Here is a 25,095-nt window from a genome sequence, read left to right as displayed (position 1 = left end):
TGATGGAAAATGCAAGTAGAACTATAGCTAAAATTTTTTCAAAATAATTTTTGACGAAATTTTTGACGAAATTCTATAAATCCTTTAAAATAGCCATTTATTAAGGATAGTATGTATCTTGCCTTAAAATACTTCTAAGTCCACTTGCAAAGGTTAATCCAGCCTTAATATTTACATTAACTTGATTAATACCATTTAGAGTGTACTCAACAGGATCTTCTATTGTAACTATATTTACATTATTAGAATTAAGTTCACTTAAAATCGTATAAAGAGTTGTTGATTTTCCACTTCCTGTAGGACCAGTAACAAGTACTATTCCATGAGGGCTAGATACTATATTGTCTAGTTTTTTTAGATTATCCTTACTTAATCCAAGCCTCTCTTTTCCTAATTTATAATTATCTCTATTTAGAATTCTTACAACTACCTTTTCACCATTTACAGTTGGTAAAATAGATACTCTGAGGTCTACATCAGTATTCCCAACTTTAGTTATAATTCTTCCATCTTGAGGTACTCTTTTTTCAGCTATATTTAAATTTGCAAGTATTTTTATTCTAGTTATTAATGGTGCTAAACTTTCTATACCAAGGGTATTTACAGTTGTAAGCTCCCCATCAATTCTATATCTTATTCTTATTTCTTTTTCATATGGTTCTATATGTATATCTGACGCTCTCATTTCAACTGAGTTCCTAAATAAGTGTTCTATCATTTTTACAACTGGAGCGTTTTTTACATCATCAATTTCTTCAACATCTAAAGATATACTTTTTGATTCTAAAGCTTCCTTTAGGAGTTCTTCTGCTGCTTTGTTAACTTCTTCACTACTGTAATTTATTTGAACAAACTTATGAATGTCTTTTTTAGGTGCAATAAATGTCTTAACGCTTAAACCTGTTGATATAGAAATATCATCTATTGCAAAAATATTTAATGGATCTGCAAGCGCAACCATTATTTTTTCTTCTTCAAATCCAAATGCTATTAAATTATATTTACTACAAAGATTTTGAGGTACTATTTTAATGGCCTTTTTATCAAAATTAACATTATTTAAATCTATTTTTTTTATTCCAGTTTGAGTTTCTATAGCATCTATAATATCTTCTTCTGAAACAATTCCACTTTCAATTAGAACTTCTCCTAATTTTTTACCTAAAAGCTTTTGTGTTTTTAATGCATTTTGAAGTTGAAAAGGAGTTATTTTTTCTGCCATTACCAAGATATCTCCAAGCCTTTTCTTTTGAACTATAGCCATAAACTCCCCTCCTATGTTTAATTTTAACTTTAATTCTATTTGTTAAAAATTTTCCTTTTTTGACCATTTATTCTACTTATTTTAATATTAATATAGCCATAATTCTTTTGCAATCATAATATAAATTTGAATTTAATTCACATTTTATAGTAAAAAATTTAGATATAACGACAATAGTTCCTTTCCTATAAAAATATACACAATCGCGCCAATAGCTATATATGGTCCAAAAGCAATTTCTGATTTTCTTCCTTTTATTTTAAATAACAATATTATTGCTGCTACTAATCCTCCTAAAACCACAGCTATAAATAGGCAAACTAAAATTCCTTCAACTCCTATAAACAATCCACAAACACCTGCAATTTCTGCGTCACCCTGTCCCATTCCTTTTGTAATTACTACTATTAGATATATAATTCCATATCCTATAGCTCCACCTAGAATATTATTAACTATGCTTGTATCTTTAGTGTATAATCCTATTAATATATAGATAGTAGCAAGTATTACTCCTAAAATGGTCGTAGATGAATATATATATTTACACTCTAAATCTATATAAGATATAACAATTAATAAAGAAGTTAAAAGACTATAAAATATAAAGTTTAAACTTAATCCAAACTTTAAAAATATTAATAAATATAAGACTCCATTTAGTAGTTCAACCAACGGATATCTTATAGATATCTTTGTCCCACACTTTCTACATTTTCCTCTTAAAAATGAATAACTTACTATTGGAATAAGGTCTATTGCTTTTAGTTCATATCCACAATTTGTGCAATGCGATGGTGGAAAAGCAATTGATTCTTCCCTAGGTATTCTATAGATGCATACATTTAAAAAACTTCCTATACACAACCCTATTATTAATATTAAAATTTCCATAATAACCTCCTCAAAGTTATAAACTACGGTATTAATTCTATATAGTATAAACATTTTCCTTCATGATTTTTACATATAAGTGTTTTAATTAAAATCTGTTAATTAAAATGTCTGTTATTAGATAATTTCTTACTTATTAAATAAGATGTAACTAGCTAAATACTTGTCTTATTTTAATAATTATCCATTAATTGTATTTTTTAATCAAAAAAATATATTTATTTGAAATTATACAACAAAAAAATCGGATAAAAGTATAATATTAAACTTTAATATCCGATATTCCTATATTCTATATAATTTTAGTTTTACTTTACCTATCTTTAACTACTCTTAAAATTTGTCCTTCTTTATTTAATTCAAAGTCCAATTCATTATTTACAATTTGATTTGCTTCCTCTATAGTTATCTCTTTTATTTTATTTAAATCTTCCAAATCCTTTATATACTTATTTATTGAAGATATTTTATCTCCATTATCAGCTTCCATAGTCTTTATAGATTCTGTATTAGAAAATTCAACTTTATCACTAATTTTAGCTGTTTCCACCGCTATAATAAATTCCCTAACAATAGATTTTACTTCTATCTTCTTTGAATCAATAGAATACTTTTTAAAACTAGATACTAATACAGCTCCTACTATTCCTATTATCATTACTACTGCAATTAAATCAAATATAGTAAACTTATTTTTTTTCCTTCTATTAAAATTCCTCTCCATATATACCTCCAAAGTCTTCTATTCACTCTTCTTTTTGCTTATTATACATTCTAAATTATAATATTGTAATGCACTTAAAATCAATACAAAGGTTTATATTATTAATCTTTATTATATCTTAAATCCTTCTTTAATTAAATTCAAAATTTTAAACTTTATACTTTCTTAAACATAAAAAAGGAACTTAGAATTTCTAAGTTCCTAAATTTAAAATTTATTAATACATTCCGTCCATTCCCATTCCTGGTGCTCCTGGCATTGGAGCTTCTTTTTGAGGAATTTCAACAACTGCAGCTTCTGTTGTTAAGAATGTTGATGCTACTGATGCAGCATTTTGAAGTGCTGATCTTGTAACCTTAGTTGGATCTACTATACCAGCTTTAATCATATCAGTATAAGTCTCATTTAATGCATCATAACCTACTCCTGGCTCACAATTCTTAACACGTTCAATAATGACAGAACCTTCAACTCCTGCGTTAGTTGCTATTTGTCTCATTGGTTCTTCTAATGATCTTACAATTATATTAATACCAACTTGAGTATCTGCAACATCTGAAGTTACTGTTGCTACTTCGTTAATTATATTAACATAAGCAGATCCACCACCAGGTACTATACCTTCTTCAACAGCTGCTTTTGTAGCTGCTAAAGCATCTTCAATTCTTAATTTTTTTTCTTTTAATTCTGTTTCTGTTGCAGCACCAACTTTAATTACTGCAACTCCACCAGCTAACTTAGCTAATCTTTCAGTTAATTTCTCTTTATCAAATTCTGAAGTAGTTTCTTCAATTTGAGCTCTTATTTGTGATACTCTTTCCTTAATAGCTTCACTATTTCCTTTTCCATTAACTATTGTAGTAGTTTCTTTTGTGACCTTAATGCTATCACATTGTCCAAGCATATCTAAAGTTACTTCTTTTATATCTATTCCAAGTTCTTCTGATATTACTGTACCACCTGTTAATACTGCTATATCTTGAAGCATTTCCTTTCTTCTATCTCCAAATCCTGGAGCCTTTACAGCTACGCATGTGAAAGTTCCTCTTAACTTGTTTACTACTAATGTAGTCATAGCATCGCCTTCAACATCTTCAGCTATAATAAGTAATTTCTTCCCTTGTTGAACTATTTGTTCAAGTATTGGAAGTAATTCTTGAATATTTGTAATCTTTTTATCTGCTATAAGAATTAATGGACTATCTAAAACAGCTTCCATTTTTTCTGTATCAGTTACCATATAAGCTGATACATATCCTCTATCAAATTGCATACCTTCAACTACATCTAATTCAGTTCCCATTGATTTTGATTCTTCAATAGTTATAACGCCTTCGTTACCTACCTTTTCCATAGCATCAGATATTAACTTACCTACTTCTTGATCTCCTGCTGAATTAGCTGCAACTCTAGCTATATCTTCTTTACCGTTAACTGGTTTAGAAATCTTCTTTATTTCTTCAACAGCCTTATCTACAGCCATCTTAATACCATTTCTAATTAGTATTGGATTTGCTCCAGCAGTAACATTCTTTAGGCCCTCTCTTATAATTGCTTGCGCTAAAAGTGTTGCTGTAGTAGTACCATCCCCTGCAACATCATTAGTCTTAGTTGCAACTTCTTTAACTAATTGTGCTCCCATATTTTCATATGGATCTTCTAATTCAATTTCTCTTGCTATAGTAACACCATCATTAGTAATAAGTGGTGATCCAAACTTTTTATCTAAAACTACATTTCTTCCTTTTGGTCCTAATGTAACTTTAACTGTATCTGCTAATGTGTCAACACCAACTTGCATTGCTCTTCTTGCATCTTCACTAAATTTAATCATTTTTGCCATAATTCTTTCCTCCCTTATTCAACTATTGCTAAAATATCATCTTGTTTTAAAATAGTATATTCTTCACCCTCAACCTTAACTTCTGTACCTGCATATTTTGAATAAAGTACTTTATCTCCAACTCTAACTTCCATTGCTATTCTATTTCCATCAACTATAGCTCCTGGTCCAACAGCTACAACTTCTGCTTCTTGTGGTCTTTCCTTTGCAGTTCCTGTTAAAACTATTCCACTTTTAGTTGTTTCTTCTGCTTCTAATTTTTTTATTACTACCCTATCTGCTAGTGGCTTAATGTTCATAAAAAATCCCTCCTATTTATATCTATAAATTTAATTACCCTTTTATATTAGCACTCATCATCATTAAGTGCTAATAATTTTATGATAATCTTTTGTTCTGTAATTTTCAAATGTTACCTAATATATTATTACCTTATATATTATAAATATTACCACTTTTCATTAATTATTTTCCATTTTCTCACGCTTTTATTTATTTTCTTCATTTTATACTTATGTTTATTTATATTATATTTTGTTGAATTTTACCTTCTTTTTCTTTGACACAAAAGCCTAAAAATATCCAAAAAATTGGTGCTACCATTATTACACTAATATTAAAAAATGCTTGAATTAAATATCCTACTAATGTTAATAATAGTATCTTCGATAAATTACTTCTAATATTTTTAATTAGCTTGTATATTATTACTCCAATTAATAATACATATGATATTAAATTAAATATTCCATTGCTAACTGCATATTCTAAAAATTCATTATGCGACTTATCAATATAAACGCCATGTTTATTTATATATTCTTGATGATTTTCACTATACTGTAAATCTAATCTATACTTTAATGTATCAGGGCCCCACCCTATAAATGGATTATCTTTAAACGCACTCCATGAAATATTTAATATTTCAATTCTACCACTGTCTTCAACCTTTGTTATGCCTTTTTCATCAATTACAATGGTATTACTTGCACGTCCAAGAACCTTACCATTAGTAGTTAAATTTAAAAATATAAAAATACTTAAAAATAATATAAATACAACACCTGATTTTTTCAATCTATTTTTATCATTTATTATAAATATCAGCCCAATTATTGAATAAATTAAAAAGGCTAACCACCCACTACGAGTTAATGTACAAATTAATGATGTAAATAATATAATTGAATATATTAAATATCTTTTTCCACCATTAAAAATATAAATTGCCATGCTTATAAATAGAAATATACATAAATATGATGAAAAAAAATTTCTATTTCCTATCATTCCAACTGAATCACTTACTGGTATATAACCAAACATCCAAATTTGTATAGGATCAAACCCGTAAAACTGTAGCACTCCATATCCACTCATAATACATGAAGAAATTAATACTAAATCTAAAAGCTTTTTATTTATAATAATATATTTAGAAGATAGTATAAAAAGTAAAATGTAAATACAATACATTATGAAGCCTTCATTTCTTTGAATATTCCCAATGAAAGCTACATATTTTTGTGGAGATAATATACTTGGTATTAACATAGTTAACAGAAACACTAATGACATCTTATGCTCAAAAACAAATTCTGTTACCCTTAATCTAATCAATATTATAATAGATATTATACCAATTATATAAAGAAAGATTACCTTCCCCATTACATATCTAGGGTATGATACGTTTACAACTATGAATGGCATTATGATTATTACAGAATATAAAATTATATTTACTAAAATTCTAAAATCAATTTCCTTTGTAAAAGTTCCTTTTATTTTCTTATTTATACTCTGCACCTTAACACCAACTAGTAGATTAATAACTGTAAATTGCGAAGCAATTTATTACAAATTAAACAATTAAGAAATGAAATAATGAAAAAATTAAGGTTAAAAATTCTTAAGGGATTTTTGAATAAAATACTCATACCCCCAATAAATTTAAGTTTTGCAGAGCAAAACCTCATAAACTCTTTCACTTTTTCATTCTTTCACTTCTTCACTATTTTGCTTTGCAAAATCCTACTATCTTTCTAAGTTCACATTCTTATATTCTTCAAGTTCTTCATTATCTATTACAGCTTTCTTTGTAGCTTGAGCATTTATCTTGTTGAAGACACCTTTTGCCTTAAATGGAGTTACTAGCGCTCCAGCCCCATTTATACATCCACCTTCACACATCATACCTTCAATAAAGTTCCCTTGTAATTTACCTATTTTAGCCATAGTCATTGTTTTCTTTATTTCTATTCCACCTGATACTTTTACAGGATTAAAGTTTACTTCTAATCCTTGACTTCTTATATAATTTTCTATAGCTGCTGTTAATCCTCCATGTGCTCCAAATCCTCTTCCATATATAGAAGCATCATCAACTACATCTTCATTGCAAGTATCTACATCTACTTCAAAAGCATCAAATAATGCTAGTAACTCTTCAAATGTTATAACATAATCTACTGCATCCTTTATAGACTCTCTAACAGCTTCACTCTTCTTAGCAGTACATGGTCCAATAAATACAACCTTTGCATCTGGATCGTTATGCTTTATAAATCTTGCTGTTGCTATCATCGGAGAAACCGTCCCTGATACCTTTTCAACTTCTGATGGGAACATTTTCTCTACATAACTTAAGAAACCTGGACAACAAGAATTTGTCATATAGTTTTGTCCATTTTCCAATCTCTCTAGAAACTCTCCACTCTCATGAACAGTTACAGCATCTGCTCCACATGCTGCTTCAATCATATCTTCAAAACCTAATTTCTTAATTGCATTTTTAATTTTTCCATACGGAGTTTTTGCTCCAAATTGGCCAGTTATAGCAGGTGCTACTACAGCATACATCTTTCTTCCTCTTGCAAGTCTCTTTGCTATAGGAACAATTAAGCTCTTATCTGAAATTGCTCCGAAAGGACATGCACTCATACAGCTTCCACAATTAACACATGTTTCTTCCTTAATCATTGCTCTTCTGTCATCTTGGTTTATATCTAAAGCACCTGTTGGACATACTCTTTTACAAGGTCTCATAACCTCTGCAATTGCATCGTAAGGACATGCTTTTTTACACATTCCACATTCCTTGCAAAGTTCTTGGTTTATGTATGCTCGTCCAGCAACATAAGTTATTGCACCAAAATTACAAGCTTCATGGCATTTATGAGCCAAGCAATTCCTACAAGAATCTGTAACACTATACTTATTTATTGGACATCTATCACATGCTGCTTCAATAACATATATTATTTGATCATCTTCTTTGATATCAACAAATTCATCATCTATATTATCTCCATTAGCTAGATATCCAGCTGCTAGCTTTGCTCTTTCTAAAACAATAGCTCTTTCCTTATACACACAGCATCTATACATAGCTTTATCACCCTTAATAATTTCATAAGGAATCTTTTCTATTGATTCTGTGGTTAAGTTACCATCTTTAGCTAACTTGGCAACTTCTGTTAGCACCTCATGCTTAAGTTTCTTTAACTGAGTCTCAAATTGAAACATACCAAAATCCTCCTATTTAATAAAATTAAACCAATAATCCCCATTATTATTATACCAGTTAATTTGTGCCAGTTTATTAAATTCTAAATATTCAGAAAATTAGTTTTCAAAGAATAAGGACACACTTTCCGCATGTCCACTTTATCTTTTAATTAATTTGTAATATCTTTTCCTCTACATTTTCAACAGCATATATATAATCATCTAAATACTCACCAATTCTATCTTTCAATAACTCTTTAGCTATAGGTTTTAATAATCCTTCTCTAACCTTCTTGTATTGTTCATGCATAAATTGGCTTATAATTGTCATAGGAATTTCAATCCCCTCTAAATTGCTCATAAGTTTCTCTAATGCAAAATTCACTTCATCTTTAGGCATATAATATCTTGCTCTATCAGACAAACTATATTTTCTTTCTAACTTTATCTTTTCACCAGTTCCTGAATAATGATGTTCCCAATCCTTAGGGTTTTTTACCATACTAAAGTCTAATACTTCTATAAAATTAGATAATTCTATATTTTCATCATATTTTAATAGTTCGTTTTCCATATGATTTAATGCAAATATACCTTCCCTAAATCCAAATGTTAAAGCTGGACCAACTTTTAAGATTATAAATCCGTCCTCTACCATCTGTTTTAAAGCTTTTGGTGTTTGATAATCTGTTGAATGCGCTTCAAATATTAATTGAGGATAATTTTTTAATTCATCTATTAAATCTTTCGCTTCTTCTCTATTATATTCCCAAACATAATCACTACTAAATTCAACCCCTGGCTGTACTACTACACCTATTACATATTGCCAAGCATCCTCTACTCCAAAGCTTTCAAATGCTTTTCTAAATGTTTCTACTGTATTTTTAAATCCTTCTACACTAGTTACTTTAGGACCTGCTTCTTCCTCTTCTACTTGAGCCCCACCAGGTATAGGAACTTCACTACCTATAATATAAACTGGATGCACGGCTTCATCATCTTTTTCTTTAACCTCTAAATATGCTTCTTCTGCAACTTTACATAATACAGATGCTCTATTAGCTATTAAGCTATCATCAAATATTCCATTTTCAATATCACCATTTAATGGCATACTTGTATCTATATGAATTTTAGTAAATCCTGCTAAAACATATTCTCTTATCAGATTTTTCGCATTCTCCATGGCTTCTCTTGGGTTTATTGTTCTCCATGTTAATGGCCCTAAATGATCTCCCCCTAAAATTATTCTTTCTTTTGGAAATCCTACGTTATCAGCTATTTTATAAATATACTCTACATAGTCTTTTGGTTTCATTCCTGTATATCCACCAAATTGATCAACTTGATTTGCAGTTGCTTCCACTAAAAGTGGTATATTCTTATTTAAAAGCTTTTGCATAGCTGATTCAATTACATATTGATTAGAACAACATACAGAGAATATACCTACATTTTCACCATTTTTATATCTTTTAACTATATCTTCCATTGGATGTATCATTTCTCTCACCTCTTAAACTCTTTTATATATAAAAAATCTCTTTTAAAAACAAATTATATATGAAAGAAAATAATATTCTAGCAAGTGCTTTAATATTATTTTCTCTCAAACTCATTATTGTATTTTATCTAAAACGTGATTTAATTAAGCTTTTCCATTGCTTCCACAAACCATTATTTTATGAGCAACTATATTTTTCATAGCTTCTTTTCCAGGTGTCATATATTTTCTAGGATCATTAGCATCTGGATGATCATTAAAGAATTTCTTTACTGCATCAGAAAATGGTATCTTCAAATCTGTAGCTACATTTACCTTACATATTCCAAGAGAAATTGCTTTCTTCACTAACTCATCTGGTACATCTGATGCTCCATGTAAAACTAATGGAACATCTACAATATCTCTTATTTCCTTTAATCTATCAAAATCAAGCTTTGCTTCACCTTTATATAATCCATGTGCTGTTCCTATAGCAATTGCTAGTGAATCTATTCCTGTTCTTTCAACGAAATCCTTTGCTTGCTCTGGATTAGTGTACATAGCATCCTTTTCATCTACTACTAGGTCATCTTCTTGACCTCCTAACCTTCCAAGCTCAGCTTCTACAGTAGCATCAAACTTATGAGCATATTCAACTACCTCTTTAACAGTCTTTATATTAGATTCATAATCTGAATGAGATGCATCTATCATTGTTGATTTAAATCCTAAATCTACATAATGCTTTATTTCCTCAATATCTTCAAAATGATCTAGGTGTATAGCTATTGGAATATTGTATTTTTTTGCTGCTACTTCAGCCATAGACACTATATATTCTCCACCTGCGTAAAGTATTGTTGAAGGTGTTCCTGCTAAGATAACTGGTGATTTCAATTCAGCTGCTGTATCTACAACTACTTGTAAAGTTTCTAAGTTATGAATATTAAATGCTGGTACAGCATATCCTTCTCTTTGCGCTTTTTTTAACATTTCTCTTGTTGATAATATTTTCATAATTTGCTTCAACTCCCCTTAATATAATCTTTGTATTGCATGTTCTTCATCAATTTTATCTTCAATTTTTATTTTTATAACAAAAGTCTTTATTACATCTTTATATAAATCAGTTGCAAATCTAACTAACTGCTCTAAAGCCGCACCTAATCTACATAAGGAAACTTCCACTAACACTCTTAAAATAAGAATACTCCATTCAATAAAAAATCTATTTATTATACTTATGAATTACTACACCCTTAACAACTCTATTAACAGTTCCATCAGGTCTTGGATTATCAGGTGAAATTCCTAATTTAAGTGAACTAAATAATCCAAACATTTGTCCAAATAGCATATAATTAAATACTGTATAAACTTCAGGAATTGTTTGTCCATCTATTTCTATATACTTATCACATACACTATTTAATTCTTCATTCTTTTCATAACTTATTACAGCTAGTTTATGATTTCCTGTATCACCATTTATTTCTCTTATAAGGTCCATATCATAAAGGTTAGTATATTTATTATTAGAATTCATAAATATTACTAATGTATCGTCATTAATTATTGATTTTGGACCATGTCTAAATCCTAATACTGATTCACAAACTGTAATTACTTTACCACTAGTTAGTTCTAGATTTTTTAAAGCCATTTCTTGGCATAATCCTTTTAAAATACCTGAGCCTAAATAAACTACTCTTGATGCATTTAAATCAACTAATTCTTTTATATCTTTCCAGTTATTATCTAAAATTAAATTACCTTGATTAATCACTGTATCTAAATACTTTTTATTTTCTTCTAAATTATCAATATCAAAAATCAATAATGATGCTAATAACATACAACTAAAGGAACTAGTCATAGCAAAACTCTTATCATTTGAATCTTCTGGCATTAATATGCAAAGATCACTATCACTTATAGAAGCCTTCTTAGCAAGTTCTCCTTCAGAATTACATGTAATTACCAGTTGTGATATGTCTTTTACATTCTCTTTAAATAAATCAAAAGCACCAACACTTTCAGGACTATTTCCTGATCTTGCATATGAAACTAAAATTGTTGGCACGTTTTCTTCGATAAATTCGTAAGGATTTGATACTAAATCAGTTGTGGCAATAGCTTCTACTCTTAAGTTCAGCTTTTTTGCTAAATATAGATAAATTGTATCTCCAACGTAATCTGACGTTCCTGCTCCAGTTAAAATTATTCTAGTATTATCTTTTAATCTTCTACTTAAAAAGTTTTTAATTTTCTCTTCATTTTCCTTTATTATATTGTATGTTTCTCCCCATAATTTAGGCTGTTGTCTTATTTCTGTAGCAGTATAAGTTGCCCCCAATTCCTTAAGTTTTTCATTATCCATTCCAAAAAACATTTTAATACCTCCTGCATCTGTTAATGTCATCATTACCAGTTGTCTCAAAAAAAATTTTTTTATTTTAATTATTATTTAACTTTACTTTATACTTAAATTTGTCTCCCCTAGCTACACTTACTGTATATTCCATTATATTTGAATTTTCATAAGTGAATCTCTCTATTTTTAAACTAGGCAATCCTTCTTTAATATCCAAATATACACTTTCCAATTTATTAGTTAGAATAGGCATAAAATACTCTTCAGCGAATGTTATTTTGGTTTCAAACTCCTTAGTTAAAACCTCATACATTGGCTTTTCCTCTAATTGTTCCCTTAACAATCCTTTAAATCTATTAAAAGGAAGATAAGTAATTTCATACATCATCGGCAATCCATCAGCTTTTCTAACTCTAGATATCTTATATAATAGTTCTTCATTATCTATATTAAATATCTCGCCTATTTTTTCACCTGCCTGAACTATTTCAAAGCCTGTAACTTCTGAACTCGGAACTTTTCCTAACTTCTTCATTTCTTCAGTAAAAGAATAAAAAGAAATTAAATCTTGATTCACTCTTTTAGAAGATACAAATGTGCCCTTACCATGTATTTTATATATATATCCTTCTTTCTCAAGTTCATCCATAGCCTGTCTTACAGTTGTTCTACTCACATCATAAATTTCACAAATTTCTCTTTCAGAAAGTATTTGTTCATTTTCAGACCACTTATTTTCTATCATATCTATTAATATATCCATAAGTTGTAAGTATAGGGGCGTCCTAGAGTTTTTATCTATTATTGAACTCATTAATGTCACCTCTTAATCTTATTATAATTATATCATAATATAAAAAAAATTACTTATTATATTTTAATAATAAATTATATATTTTTTTATGTCAATGTATTCTTATATTACTATTACAAAATAATAGATAGGCTATATAATAATAACCCATCTATTATTTTAAATTATTTTATTTTTCTTTTTCTTATCATATAAGCGCCTGCTAATGAAGTTAATGTTCCAAGTAATACTATTGCACTAGCTGGTGTGCCTCCTGTACTAGGTAATTTATTACCATTATTATTTCCACTATTATTGTTATTTCCTCCATTGTTGCTATTATTATTGTTATTTCCTCCATTGTTGTTATTATTTCCGTTATTATTACTTTGCATTTCTTTCAGTCCATTAATAGCATCATCCACATTTTTTATAGCTGAGTTTACTTCTTCCTGCGTAGCCTCCTCATCACCTAATACTTCCTTCGCCTTATTTAAAGCATCTACCAGCTTATCCCAAGTAGCTTTTGTGTATTTTTCCTTATTTAATCCATTAGCTTTATTTATTATCTCCTCTAAATCAGACTTATCTACTCTTTCTTGTTCATTTGGATTTTCTTTATTAACCTCATCTAATCCTCTTATAGTCTCATCTAATATAGTAAGAGCTGAATCAACCTGCTCTTGAGTTGCTTCTTCATCTATCAATATTTCATTAGCTGCATTAAGCGCTTCCTTAAATGCTTTAAAGCTTTCAACAGTATAATCAGCTTCAACTAATTGTTCTGCTTCATTAACTTTACTTTCTAATTTTGATTTATCTGCAACCCCAACTAATTGGTTCATTTTATTTTGAAGATTTACTTTAGCAGTTTCTAAAGCTTCAGCCGTTGCATCGTCTTTTAACAATAACTCTTCAAGCTCAAGTTTCGCATTTAAGAAGTTATTATAAGAATTCTTAGTATATTCAGATTCTATTACCTTATTTGCACTGCCTAATACATTATATATTTCAGTTATATCAACTAAACCTTCAATTGCATCTGTAAGAGCTTTATTTGCAACTGCAAATTCCTCTTCAGTAGAAGCTTCATTACCTAATATAGAATTTACTTCTTCAATTTCACCTTGTAATTTCTTAAGTGATGCTTTTGAATATTTATTTCCTTCTAATATTAAAGCTTTTGCTTCTTCTAATTTAGCTTCTAATTGTTCTTTATTTGTCTTTAAAGCTAAAGTTTCTCTTGCTGCTTTTAAGTTTTCCTTAGCTTCATTAACTTCTTTTTGTGTTAAGTCTTCTCCTAATGCTAATGCAGCATCATAAGCTTTCTTAAATCTTTCCCAAGTAGCTTTAGAGTATTTATCTGATGAACCCTCTTCATTAATAATCTTCTCTGACTCTACAATTTCTTTATTTAATTCATCTTTATTAATTTCAACAGTTACAGTAGCTACAGCCTTTTTACCATTTGGTATAGTAGCTGTAATCGTAGTTGTACCTACTTCAACTGCAGTAACATTACCATTTTCATCAACTTTTGCAATAGCCTCATCTGCAGAAGTCCAAACTATATTGTTTGTACTATCAATAGGGTCTAAAATAGGAACTAACTTTTCAGTAGTATTTGCCTTAAGATTTAATTCAGACTTTTCTAAAGTAATATTTTCTGCTTCTACAGGTGATAATTGACCATAAAATCTTAATTCAGCTACACTAGCATATTTATCACGGGTATCCCCCAAAGTTTTTAATGCAGTAAATTTAACGTATTGAGCTTTAGTAGCATTGAAACGTATTGGATTATATCCCTTATTCTCTAAGCCAGAACCATTACTTGCTTCTTTTAAAGTACCAGTTCTAACTGCTGTCCAATTCTCATTATCCATACTTGTTTCAATTAAATATTCTATTACATGCCCATTTCTACTACTTTGTCTTGGTAAATAATCAATTTGATTAAGATCATAAGCCTTATCAAGCTTAATTACTATTGAAACAGGCAACTTATCACTACCTTGATAGCCTGAATGCCATATTGTATTTTCATCACCATCTACAGCATTTTCTTTAAAATCATTATCTGCTTCAGTAGTAGCAAATATTGCTTCCAATTTATTAAAATCTATTCTATCCGCATCAACTGTTTCACGCTCTTTCAATCCGTTTATAGCTGTTCTTATTGATATAATTGGAGCACTTAATTCAGCTTCTGTCTTCGCATTTTCCAGTACTTCTTCTGCATTTTTAATAGCATTAACTAAAACTGAGTAAGTCTCTTCTGAATAAATTTCACTAAGTTTCTCATAAGACTTTCCTAATTCAATCGCTTCAGTTAACTTTGATTTGTCAAACCCATCAAGTACTGTAACTTCATGCTCAACAGTTATTTTGCCATCTGCAGTTGTAGCCTGTATTGTAGCTGTACCAGGTTTAATACCTCTTAAATAATAGTTTATTGTATCATCATTATCTACACGTATAACTCTTATAACTTCTTCATCGGATGAAGTAATCTTATAATGTAGATTGTTTGCATTTTCAGGTAATACCTTTGCAAATATTGGAGTTAGCTTATTAATATATAAGCTATTTGGTGTATCCTGTAAAAACTCTATTGAAGATGGTAATTGCATTTTTTCTTCATAGAACTCGATTTCATTTATTGCTAAAGTATTAATATCCTTATTTGATTCAAGTGCTGTAATAACAATTTTATCAAATGTTTGGTTATTTAATTCATAGATTGTCTTTGCTGTTGTGATATTAGATTTTTCACCTAAATCAGTTGCAACCCCATTTAAATAACCTACTGCCTTAACCTTCTTTAATGCCGCAATATTATTTGTACCATTTGAGTTAGTACGATTATATATAGTAAAGTTGTTAAGCTTCTTTGCCTCATTAAATGTAAATGTCATTTCAAACGGAAGTTTCCCTTTATCTGCTTGATCAGCAGAATACACCCATTTTAAATCCATGCGAGAACTATCATCACTACTTGTAGTTCCATCAATTAATCTGCTTAATCCCATTCCAGATTGTAATTGACTTTCATCACCTATTACAGTAATATTTTCTTTCACAACCTTAACTAGTGAAGAGCTTCCTTCTGGTAATGGTTCTTCTGGATTAGTAATATTAGCAATTGCATTTTTAGAATTTAGGTTGCTATCAATTACTAATGCATCACTTAATGCTAAATCAAAATTGATATCACTTTTTGCTTTTAAAGTAATTGTTGCAAGTGTATCTGTTCCATTAAGTCTAACGTTTTCTCCAGTATTAGTGAATACCGCATAAAGATCTTGTGAATTATCACTATGAATTCTAAGTTTTGATAGATTCTTCATAGAAACTGTTGAGACTGCGCCTTCTGTTTTTACGAATTCATACTTACTTGAATCTAAAGGAATCTCTGCACTAAATGCATTAATATCTGATAATCCAGTACCTACAACATCAACGGTAAAAGTTTCACCAGCTGAAATGCTTGTTTTATTAGGAACTAGCATAAGTTCCCCAGCAACATTTCCTCCTTCTGTTGGTACAATTCCACCTTCTAATTGACTTGCTACATAACTTATATCATAAGCATCAATAATATTATTAAAGTTTAAGTCAGCCATTGATACATAGTTCCAATCTGCATCTACAGATGATAAACCAGTGTAATTTTGAAGGAATGTTAAATCGCCTTCCTCAATTGTTCCACCATTGTTCCAATCCCCAACAATTTGGCCCTTACTTCCATCAACCATGTATGGCCTAAACTCTCTAATAGCCAAGAAATTACCAACTGATTCTTTTGTTACAACCTTAAAGTAACGAGCTTTAATTGGAGCATCAAATCCTATAGTTTTTACTTGTCCATCTGTAGCCCAAGCTGCTTTTCCAGAATCACTTGCATTACTAAATATTTTTTGGTAGTTTACCCCATCTAAACTACTGTATATTTCAGCACGCTTTACAGAGCCATTTCCTGCACTTCTAAATAGCAACTCCAATTTTTCAATTTGATAAGCTTTTTTCATATCAATTATAAATGGTACATCAATCGCATTACCTTTTGAGTGGAATTGAGAGTTATCATCTCCATCTACAGCATTTGCTGGCACATCACTACTATATTGCCCTTCTGTCCACTTAACAGTCATGTCCTTAGGAACATTTCTATAAGGGTCTAAATCTGTTTTAGCAGTTATCTCTTTACTCCACTCTGAATATCCATCTTTATTTACACTACGAATACGATAGCTATACTCAGTATCAAAATCTAAGTTTTTATGACTATATTCTGTTGCTATAATATTTTTTTGTATTATTCCATCAATTTCAATTTCATAAGACTCTGCTCCATCTACTTTGTCCCAAGTTAAATCAATTGAACTTGAAGTTATTAAATCTTTCGGAGCAGTGAAGTTCTTAGGAGCACTTAAATCTTTATTTGCTTCATTTTTAGAAATATCTTGAACATTTATAAAATCATTAATAGTTAATTCAACTTCATTAACTGTTACATCTGTTTTTTCTACCTTTACATAAAGCTTAGGAGTAGTAATTATATCCACATCTTCAAATTCTGATCCTTCAGTAGAATATTTATTTAGATTTGGACTTTCATCATAGAAATATAAGTTTGTTCCTTTCTCAAATTCTTCTAAAGAAGATGCTTCTTTCAATTCAACATTTTCATTTCCAACTTTTAATAATAAATCTGTTGGCTTTTCACTTACATTTACTATGAATTCAGTTGATCTTTCTTTAACAATACCTTCATAATCTCCTGTTAATAGGCTAGCCTTAATAATAGCTTTCCCTTTTCCAGTCTTAGGTGCTGATGAAGTTATCATTGTTGTAGCTGATTTTCCTTCATTATAATCTGTTGTTAATCCATCATCTTCATACATTTCAAAACTAGTATCTCCACTTGGATATACTTCAAATTTTCTTTGTGAATCATCTATATCTTCTGGCGTATTATTTTCATTAGCCATAGGAATTATAGCTCCATTCTTAACAAATAGCGGAAGTTTCCACATAGGTGCATCAAAATTATTTAATACTCCACCACCTCTATATTGTTGCCCTGTGAAGTAGTCAATCCATATTTGCTCTTCATCTGGAAGATATATATCATTACGTATATCATTTCCTACTGAATCAGAAGCCGTATCTTGATATATAGGAGCTACTAATAGGTTTGGTCCCCACATATATTGATATTGAGTGCTTGTTCCATAAGTATATGCTTCAGGATATTCTAACATCATAGCACGAACCATAGGTACTCCATCATTAGTAGCTTCATTAGCAATAGTATAGTTATATGGCATCATTTCTGCCTTTAATTTTAAATACATACGATTAATTGAATTATATGGTTCACCAAATACATATGGTTTTTTGGGATTACTTCCCCAACCATCCATATCTATTTCAATTGGAGTAAATGCTTTCCATTGAATATCTCTAGTTTGAATTAATTTATTTCCACCAAATATTCCATCTATATCTGAACCTACATTAGGTTGTCCAGATAATCCAGATCCTATATATGTTGGTATATGGAAACGAATATACTCCCAGTTACCACCATATTGATCTCCTGACCAAAGACCTGCATAACGTTGAGTTCCTGCCCATCCATCTAAAGATACAACGAAAGGTCTAGCTCTATCTACTGAATTATCTTCAATCCCTTCAGCAGCTTGTCTAACAGCATTAAGTGCAAAGGAGTATCCTGCTCCTACCCATGCAACATCTGTTTTAACTGCATTTGTTCCAGCAACACCAACTTCTTTATCTATATCACGTTGCAGGTAAACCTCTCCAACACCTGTTGGCTTTAAGTCACTTTGTGTCCAAAGCCCAACTTGAATTCCTTTACTTTTTGTATAATCAACGAACTCTTTTAAAAGAGCTATATTACCATCAATTGTATCTGCACGACCATATCCTGCGCCATATCCATCATTAGGTAAAAACCATCCAAGAGGCATATCATTGTCCACATGTTCATCAACAACTTTTTTAGCATCTACCATTAATGTTTCTTGACGATCAAATCCAGGCTTTGGAGTTTGAGATTCTTGGCCTGTCTCATCATTAATCCAGTCACGAGCATAGGCATTTGCATGTCCTAAATAAAATGCATATTCTGGTAATAGTACAGGTTTGCCTGTCAATTCAGTAAACTTATTTATAATATTTGTTGGCTTTTCATCTATGAAATAATATGCATCAAAACGTTTTTCATCATGCCTTGAAGTTATTTTTCCTTCTTCAGTTGATTCAAAATCATATTGTCCTGGTTTAAAGGTATGACGCATTACTCCATATCCATTTGTAGAAAAATAAAATGGTGTAGGACTTGAAACGCCTCCATCAACCCAATTGTTTTCATTTTTAATATTTATCACTTTTCCCTTATGAGAGAATCGTCCATTTTGTTGTCCACCACCATAGAAATATTCCTCTTCACTAGTTTCTAAAGTTTGAATTGTCTCATTAGATTTATATTTTAACGGTTCTGCTTCTCTCCAAACTACCTTATTAGCTTTCTTATTAAATAGTTCCATTTTACCTGTTTCTTTTTCTACTCTTAATTCAATGCTGTCAGTCGAAACCTTTATAACGTTTCCATTTTCAATTGTTGGAACTACCTTACTATATTCATCCTCTGTTTTATCTATAATTTTTGTTATATGATCCTTTGAATTTGGAGTTGGTTCTTCTTGAAACTTACCCTCTGGATCCATATATATTCTAAATACGTCATTTTCTAAAATTGATATCCTAACCTTTTCTCCAGTAGTCATTTCAAAAGTAACTTTATTTCCAGATTGACTATAACTTTCAACTCCTCCAATTACGTTGTAGTCATTTACTGCCGCTTGCATAGATTGATTTTCTTCATTAGAATTAGCCGTTATTGAGTAAGCATAAGCTGATGCTGTTTGAATTGTAAGACTTGATGTAAAAGCAGTGGTTAAAGCAAGTACAGTTAGCCTTGCTATTATCATTTTTCTCTTCATAATACCTCCCTAAATTTTTACTTATTTTTTAATTTTCATTACGTGATTTAAAAATAAAATAAATTATAGTATGAGTGTAATTACTTATATCTACATATATTAACTGCTTTTATCTTTAGAGTTTTATTGATTTCAAATATTTTTATTTTAATAGAAACCATAACTTATTGAATTATTTTTACAGGAATATAAATTTCATATGGCTACTTAATTTTTATAATTCACTTCAAATAATCCCTCCCCCTCTTAATTGTCAATGCCTCTACTGATAATGTTGTCATTACCAGTTTGATTAATTTTTTTATTTTAATATTATTTAGCTTGATATATAATTAAATCTCTCCTAATTGATATACTTAAAATATGCTCTATTACATCTATATTATTAAAAGTAAACATTTCTATTTGTAAATCTAATGCATATTTTGTAGTATTTATATATTCACTCTATAATTTATAAGTTAAAACTGTAAATAAAACAGAAATTTCTAAACCCAAAACTTCCATTTTATTAAATTAACTTTATCAGGCTACTAATTCATTATTTTCTTATTTTACTAAAAGCAATAATATTAATCATTCCTATATATAAGCTATATACTCCACCTAATATGCTTAAGATTAAAAATAATACATTGAAATTTTGTTGTATTGCATTTATAACAATAAGAACACTTAATAAAGCATATGCACATGCTTTCATTATCGCTTTTTCTTTTTCTTTACTACTAATTATACTATCTAACTTTGAGGTCTTGCGATCTCTTTTAAAGTTCTTAATTACCTTTAACTTCTTTAAAAAGAAAATTCTAAAATATAACTCTACTAAAACTATAGCTCCAACTCCAACTAAAAACGTATTTTGCAAAGATCTAAAATAATCTCCTAATAAAATCATAACAATAAATATGATTGAGTATCTATAATAAAATATCCTAAATTTTTGTTCTATTTCCTTAGATACAATATATCCATTTTTATCAAAAACATTATAATATACCGTATCTCCGTACATATCCAAGTATATGTTATTTCCAGCTAAATTAATAACATTCTTTTTCACTATAACATCGCCTTTCCTAAACAATATGTTTGATGCACTGAATAGTCATTATTCAAAATTACTAAATCACTATCATATCCCACTCCTATCCTGCCCTTGCGTTTATCAACCCCTAAACACTTAGCTGGATTAATCGTACATGCATTAATAGCATAGTTAAACGGTACCATTGCATCTTCAACTAATATCCTAAGTCCATCATTCATCTTTAATGTAGACCCTGCTAATCCTTTTGTTTCTACTAAATGGGCACTTCCATCTTCATAGATTTCTATTTCATTTCCTCCAAACATAAATTTAGAACCTGGCTCATCCCCCTTTGCCATTAAGGCATCTGTAATCATAATCCCATAATCCGGTCCCTTTGCATTAAAGAAATTATATAAAGCTGTAGTAGTAGAGTGATTTCCATCACAAATTATTTCCCCATACATCCCCTTAACCCTTAGTGCTACTCCAACTAATCCATTTTTTCTATGATTAAATGGAGTCATTCCATTATATACATGAGTTTGCGACCTAGCTCCATGAGCAAAAGCAAATATAGCATCTTCATATGTGGATGCTGAATGCCCTATGCTTACTACTATATCATTATTAAATAAGTAATCTGTAAGCGAATAGTCATCATCTGTTTCAGTTGCTAAAGTTACATATTTTATTAACCCTTTTGCTGCTTTTTGATAACTTTTAAATTCTTTAATAGTAGGCTTAACTATATATTCTCTAGGTTGAGCTCCCTTATATTCCATATCAAGATAAGGTCCTTCAAAGTGAATTCCTAATATTTCCGCTCCATCATATCCATCTTCTACTACCTTCGCAACATTATTTAAAGCCTTAAAAAGCACTTGTTTACTTTGAGTTATAGTAGTAGGTAATATCGAAGTAACTCCTTCACTTACTATTTTCTTTGTCCAATTTCTTAATCCTTGTTCATTTGCATCATTTGTATCAAAGCCATAAGCTCCATGACAATGAATATCTATAAATCCTGGTACAATTCTCTTGCTACCATAATCATAAGCATCTTCTTTCTCGTTATAAGCATAGATATTAACTATTTTATTATCATCAATTTCAATTTGAGCTGGAATGAATTGATCAGCAATCCAAATCCTTTTACTTTGTATTAACATATAATCCCTCCCCAAATCCAACTTATCTATAATTATACATAAGTTTATCCATCTAATATTTGCACTTTTCAACATATATATTATATATTTCACCACCTTTATTGAATTATAATTACTCTCCATTATAATTATAATTGTTATATATTTTTTAATATTAAATACTTGATAATACACTTTATATTATTTTAGGAGATGATAGAATGATAGGATTAATAATTAGCGGACATGGTAACTTTGCATCAGGATTACGCTCATCTTTAAAGCTAATTGCAGGAGAACCTTGCAATGTAGAGTATGTTGACTTTGAGGAGACAGATTCAATAGAAGATTTAAGAAAAAAATATTATATTTCATTAAAAAATTTAGATAATTGTGATAGTATTTTGGCTCTTAGTGATTTAGCTGGAGGCTCACCATTTAAAACCTTAGTTGAAGTTAAAACATCCATAGAAAAACCAATGGAAGTAATAGGTGGTACAAATCTACCTATGATTCTTGAAATATCAATGACTAAAGATATTGCAGATGATTTACACTCATTATCTGAATCAGCTATTGAGGTAGGTAAAAGTGGAGTTGTGAAATTTGAGTTTATAGTCCATGAAGATGACGAAAGCGAGGATGGTATCTAATATGATAAATTGGGAAGTAGTTATATGGACATGCATCACTGTTGCAGTATTAGCGGGCATAGGAGCTTTGATTTTAATATTTATATCAGCTAAAAACATAAAGAAAAGAACCTCCGATCTTAAAGATGTTCATGTTGAATTGAAACCTGGAATGAAAATAATGTTTTGTGGTGGACTTTATGGTAAAGTAGTATCTGTAGGAAAAGAAAAAGTTGAAGTTGAAATTGCTAAAAATACAGTAATAGCTATCTCTAGATATTCAATTCAAAATATTTTATAAAATAGAAAGAGCTGTCCAAAAAGGCAGCTCTTTATGATTTAAATAAAGTTTGTGCATATTCACTAGGGCTTATTTCATAATGTTGTGTAAAGGCTCTTGAAAAGTAATGTATTGAGTTAAAACCCAACATAAATGCTATTTCACTAATAGTATATTTATTTTCTTTAATTAATTGTTTGCTCTTAGATAATTTTAAATCATTAATATATTTCTTTGGCGATGTATTTAAATTATTTTTAAATAAAGTTTGCAGTGATGATCTTGAAACTGAAAATTTAGTACAAAGCTCTTCTATACTTATTGGAGAGGAAACCTTTTCATAAATATATGTTAGTATTCCTTCTAATAATTCATCTTGAAAATGTTGATATGACTCTTTCGGTAACTTGCTATCATCAACTCCCAAGTAATCATATTGAAATAATCTAATTATAATTTCATGAAAATTACTTAAAATAAGATTTTCTGAATATGGTATTGTACTTGATATATTTTTCGCAAAAATTCTTACAGCCTTATACAATTCTTTTCTACAATGAAATACTTTGTTACATATTAATCTTTCATCATCACATTCCATGTCAAACATAATTGTTAAATATGAACAGGCTGAATCACTATTTACAGATTGTGTATGAAATTGATTTTTACCATATATAATTAGATCAGATGAGTTTAATGTGTAATCAATACCATCAATAGATGTATTTAAAGTTCCATTATCAACAAAGGTCAACTCAAATAAACTATGTCTCTCTCCCTTAAAATTATAATTCGGACTTTTAATTGTATAATAATAGGCCATTATTTCAGGGATGTTTATAGTAGGCAGTATTCTATTATATACATATGGTGGATTTAAAAACTCAAGTTTAAGGTTATATCTAGATGGTATTATTAAATTAAAAGTAATTTGATCCGTCATTGAAATAATATTAAAATACATATTAGGTTTAATCTGTAATTTTCTATGAACTGCAAATAGTTTAAAATCACCACTATTTGAATCGCTTATTAATATGGATGCCATACCTTTGACAATTTCTATATATGCTGGTTCTGAGAATTTGTATAAGCTAGAAATAACTTTATCACTAGTAACGATTTGCTTTAATATTAAATCATCTTTATTTATATCCTTAGCTTCATCATAGATGAAACCATACTTTCTAAATTGAGCACTGGTCGTTTTATCATACATATAAATCACCTCACTATAAATTAACAATATCGTTTTTAAATAAGACTTTTTCTACTATTTTATAAGCATTAAGTTTATTTTTTTTATACATTTTTATATTATATTAATTAATATGTCAACATAATTAATTTTATTCAATAAAATCTAAGTAAGGTTCAAATTATAGTAACACTAATAGATATTAAATTGTGCTACCAATATATACTATATAATATCACTAAAATTGTATTTTTTCAAATTAATCCCATTTTGTAAACGTTGTTAAAAAGAATAAATTAAATACCAAAAAGTATAAAGATTGTTATTTATATTAATTATATAATGTTCTTATATCAGTGGAAACAAAATGTTTTCATTAAAAGGGAGGTGATAATATGCCAAATATTATATTAACAAGAATAGATAATAGATTAATTCATGGACAAGTTGCAACTCAATGGTGTGGGTCCATTGGTGCAAACTTAATTCTAGTTGCAAATGATGTTGTAGCTGGAGATAAACTAAGACAAGGTCTAATGGATATGTGTGCACCATCTTATGCTTCAACTCGTTATTGGACATTAGAAAAAACTATAAGCACTATTCATAAGGCTAATGCTAAACAGCTTATATTTATAGTTTGTGAAACTCCTTCTGATGTATTAAAACTTGTTGAAGGTGGAGTTCCAATAAAGAAAGTTAACATTGGAAATATGCATATGGCAGAAGGAAAAAGACAAGTTGTTGGTTCTGTTGCAGTAGATGACAAAGACGTAGAAGCATTCAAAAAACTGAGAGAATTAGGTGTGGAACTTGAAATAAGAAGAGTTCCTACTGAAGGTACTGAAAATATTGAGAAGATTTTTAAATAAT

General features: G+C 29.3%; 18 protein-coding genes and 1 pseudogene. 3 read left to right on the top strand and 16 right to left on the bottom strand.

Annotated elements, in window-relative coordinates; translation table 11 throughout:
- Nucleotides 1-115: 115 nt before the first annotated feature.
- The 15 genes and pseudogenes from J7M87_RS06655 to nagA all read right to left on the bottom strand — a co-directional run.
- Nucleotides 116-1,264: pseudogene (locus J7M87_RS06655) on the bottom strand (ATPase, T2SS/T4P/T4SS family); the annotation flags it as partial.
- Nucleotides 1,265-1,408: 144 nt separating this feature from the next.
- Nucleotides 1,409-2,158: an A24 family peptidase gene (locus J7M87_RS06650; protein WP_291649896.1), complete on the bottom strand. Its 750-nt coding sequence runs from the start codon at nucleotides 2,156-2,158 to the stop codon at nucleotides 1,409-1,411.
- Nucleotides 2,159-2,471: 313 nt separating this feature from the next.
- The gene (locus J7M87_RS06645; RefSeq protein WP_291649894.1) at nucleotides 2,472-2,882 is read right to left on the bottom strand and encodes a type II secretion system protein; all 411 of its coding nucleotides are present in this window, start codon (nucleotides 2,880-2,882) and stop codon (nucleotides 2,472-2,474) included.
- A gap of 217 nt (nucleotides 2,883-3,099) precedes the next feature.
- Nucleotides 3,100-4,725, bottom strand: a complete 1,626-nt coding sequence (groL, locus tag J7M87_RS06640) for a chaperonin GroEL (RefSeq protein ID WP_291649893.1) — start codon at nucleotides 4,723-4,725, stop codon at nucleotides 3,100-3,102.
- A gap of 14 nt (nucleotides 4,726-4,739) precedes the next feature.
- Nucleotides 4,740-5,024, bottom strand: coding sequence for a co-chaperone GroES (groES, locus tag J7M87_RS06635; RefSeq protein ID WP_291649890.1), 285 nt, complete (start codon nucleotides 5,022-5,024; stop codon nucleotides 4,740-4,742).
- A gap of 223 nt (nucleotides 5,025-5,247) precedes the next feature.
- Nucleotides 5,248-6,537, bottom strand: coding sequence for an O-antigen ligase family protein (locus J7M87_RS06630; protein ID WP_291649888.1), 1,290 nt, complete (start codon nucleotides 6,535-6,537; stop codon nucleotides 5,248-5,250).
- Between the two features lie 228 nt (nucleotides 6,538-6,765).
- Complete coding sequence (locus J7M87_RS06625; protein WP_291649886.1) at nucleotides 6,766-8,256, bottom strand: 4Fe-4S dicluster domain-containing protein; 1,491 nt, start codon at nucleotides 8,254-8,256, stop codon at nucleotides 6,766-6,768.
- A gap of 148 nt (nucleotides 8,257-8,404) precedes the next feature.
- Entirely contained in the window at nucleotides 8,405-9,745 is a 1,341-nt protein-coding gene (locus J7M87_RS06620; RefSeq protein WP_291649884.1) for a class II D-tagatose-bisphosphate aldolase, non-catalytic subunit, read from the bottom strand.
- Nucleotides 9,746-9,889: 144 nt separating this feature from the next.
- On the bottom strand, nucleotides 9,890-10,747 hold the full coding sequence (locus J7M87_RS06615) for a tagatose bisphosphate family class II aldolase (RefSeq protein ID WP_291649898.1): 858 nt from the start codon (nucleotides 10,745-10,747) through the stop codon (nucleotides 9,890-9,892).
- 15 nt (nucleotides 10,748-10,762) lie between these two features.
- Nucleotides 10,763-10,915 (bottom strand): hypothetical protein, encoded by a 153-nt coding sequence (locus J7M87_RS06610; protein WP_291649883.1) that lies wholly within the window; start codon nucleotides 10,913-10,915, stop codon nucleotides 10,763-10,765.
- Between the two features lie 40 nt (nucleotides 10,916-10,955).
- Nucleotides 10,956-12,119, bottom strand: a complete 1,164-nt coding sequence (locus tag J7M87_RS06605) for an SIS domain-containing protein (RefSeq protein ID WP_291649880.1) — start codon at nucleotides 12,117-12,119, stop codon at nucleotides 10,956-10,958.
- Between the two features lie 64 nt (nucleotides 12,120-12,183).
- On the bottom strand, nucleotides 12,184-12,915 hold the full coding sequence (locus tag J7M87_RS06600) for a GntR family transcriptional regulator (RefSeq protein WP_291649878.1): 732 nt from the start codon (nucleotides 12,913-12,915) through the stop codon (nucleotides 12,184-12,186).
- Between the two features lie 164 nt (nucleotides 12,916-13,079).
- The gene (locus tag J7M87_RS06595; protein ID WP_291649876.1) at nucleotides 13,080-19,928 is read right to left on the bottom strand and encodes a discoidin domain-containing protein; all 6,849 of its coding nucleotides are present in this window, start codon (nucleotides 19,926-19,928) and stop codon (nucleotides 13,080-13,082) included.
- Between the two features lie 541 nt (nucleotides 19,929-20,469).
- Nucleotides 20,470-20,991 (bottom strand): hypothetical protein, encoded by a 522-nt coding sequence (locus J7M87_RS06590; RefSeq protein ID WP_291649875.1) that lies wholly within the window; start codon nucleotides 20,989-20,991, stop codon nucleotides 20,470-20,472.
- Nucleotides 20,991-22,130, bottom strand: coding sequence for an N-acetylglucosamine-6-phosphate deacetylase (gene nagA, locus J7M87_RS06585; protein ID WP_291649872.1), 1,140 nt, complete (start codon nucleotides 22,128-22,130; stop codon nucleotides 20,991-20,993). The genes J7M87_RS06590 and nagA overlap by 1 nt, the downstream gene beginning before the upstream one ends.
- A 200-nt stretch (nucleotides 22,131-22,330) precedes the next feature.
- On the opposite strand from nagA, the gene J7M87_RS06580 reads away from it, so the two are divergent.
- Both J7M87_RS06580 and yajC read left to right on the top strand, forming a co-directional pair.
- Entirely contained in the window at nucleotides 22,331-22,762 is a 432-nt protein-coding gene (locus tag J7M87_RS06580) for a PTS sugar transporter subunit IIA (protein WP_291649870.1), read from the top strand.
- Nucleotide 22,763: 1 nt separating this feature from the next.
- Nucleotides 22,764-23,042 (top strand): preprotein translocase subunit YajC, encoded by a 279-nt coding sequence (yajC, locus tag J7M87_RS06575; protein ID WP_291649868.1) that lies wholly within the window; start codon nucleotides 22,764-22,766, stop codon nucleotides 23,040-23,042.
- 31 nt (nucleotides 23,043-23,073) lie between these two features.
- On the opposite strand, the gene J7M87_RS06570 is transcribed toward yajC, so the two are convergent.
- Entirely contained in the window at nucleotides 23,074-24,243 is a 1,170-nt protein-coding gene (locus tag J7M87_RS06570) for a helix-turn-helix transcriptional regulator (protein ID WP_142419092.1), read from the bottom strand.
- A 374-nt stretch (nucleotides 24,244-24,617) separates the two neighbouring features.
- On the opposite strand from J7M87_RS06570, the gene agaV reads away from it, so the two are divergent.
- Nucleotides 24,618-25,094: a PTS N-acetylgalactosamine transporter subunit IIB gene (agaV, locus tag J7M87_RS06565; RefSeq protein ID WP_291649865.1), complete on the top strand. Its 477-nt coding sequence runs from the start codon at nucleotides 24,618-24,620 to the stop codon at nucleotides 25,092-25,094.
- Nucleotide 25,095 lies beyond the last annotated feature (1 nt).

It is taken from the genome of Clostridium sp., assembly GCF_017888565.1.
In the GTDB taxonomy this organism is placed as follows: domain Bacteria; phylum Bacillota; class Clostridia; order Clostridiales; family Clostridiaceae; genus Clostridium.
Note: the sequence above shows the minus strand (reverse complement) of the source record. Positions and strands in the feature narration are given on the sequence as shown.

Bases quoted from the DNA above. Each gene is read 5' to 3' on its own strand.
- J7M87_RS06605 (WP_291649880.1), bottom strand. From the start codon at position 12,119: ATGTTTTTTGGAATGGATAATGAAAAACTTAAGGAATTGGGGGCAACT.
- yajC (WP_291649868.1), top strand. From the start codon at position 22,764: ATGATAAATTGGGAAGTAGTTATATGGACATGCATCACTGTTGCAGTA.
- J7M87_RS06620 (WP_291649884.1), bottom strand. From the start codon at position 9,745: ATGATACATCCAATGGAAGATATAGTTAAAAGATATAAAAATGGTGAA.
- J7M87_RS06650 (WP_291649896.1), bottom strand. From the start codon at position 2,158: ATGGAAATTTTAATATTAATAATAGGGTTGTGTATAGGAAGTTTTTTA.
- groL (WP_291649893.1), bottom strand. From the start codon at position 4,725: ATGGCAAAAATGATTAAATTTAGTGAAGATGCAAGAAGAGCAATGCAA.
- J7M87_RS06625 (WP_291649886.1), bottom strand. From the start codon at position 8,256: ATGTTTCAATTTGAGACTCAGTTAAAGAAACTTAAGCATGAGGTGCTA.
- agaV (WP_291649865.1), top strand. From the start codon at position 24,618: ATGCCAAATATTATATTAACAAGAATAGATAATAGATTAATTCATGGA.
- groES (WP_291649890.1), bottom strand. From the start codon at position 5,024: ATGAACATTAAGCCACTAGCAGATAGGGTAGTAATAAAAAAATTAGAA.
- J7M87_RS06595 (WP_291649876.1), bottom strand. From the start codon at position 19,928: ATGAAGAGAAAAATGATAATAGCAAGGCTAACTGTACTTGCTTTAACC.
- J7M87_RS06645 (WP_291649894.1), bottom strand. From the start codon at position 2,882: ATGGAGAGGAATTTTAATAGAAGGAAAAAAAATAAGTTTACTATATTT.
- J7M87_RS06600 (WP_291649878.1), bottom strand. From the start codon at position 12,915: ATGAGTTCAATAATAGATAAAAACTCTAGGACGCCCCTATACTTACAA.
- J7M87_RS06580 (WP_291649870.1), top strand. From the start codon at position 22,331: ATGATAGGATTAATAATTAGCGGACATGGTAACTTTGCATCAGGATTA.
- J7M87_RS06570 (WP_142419092.1), bottom strand. From the start codon at position 24,243: ATGTATGATAAAACGACCAGTGCTCAATTTAGAAAGTATGGTTTCATC.
- nagA (WP_291649872.1), bottom strand. From the start codon at position 22,130: ATGTTAATACAAAGTAAAAGGATTTGGATTGCTGATCAATTCATTCCA.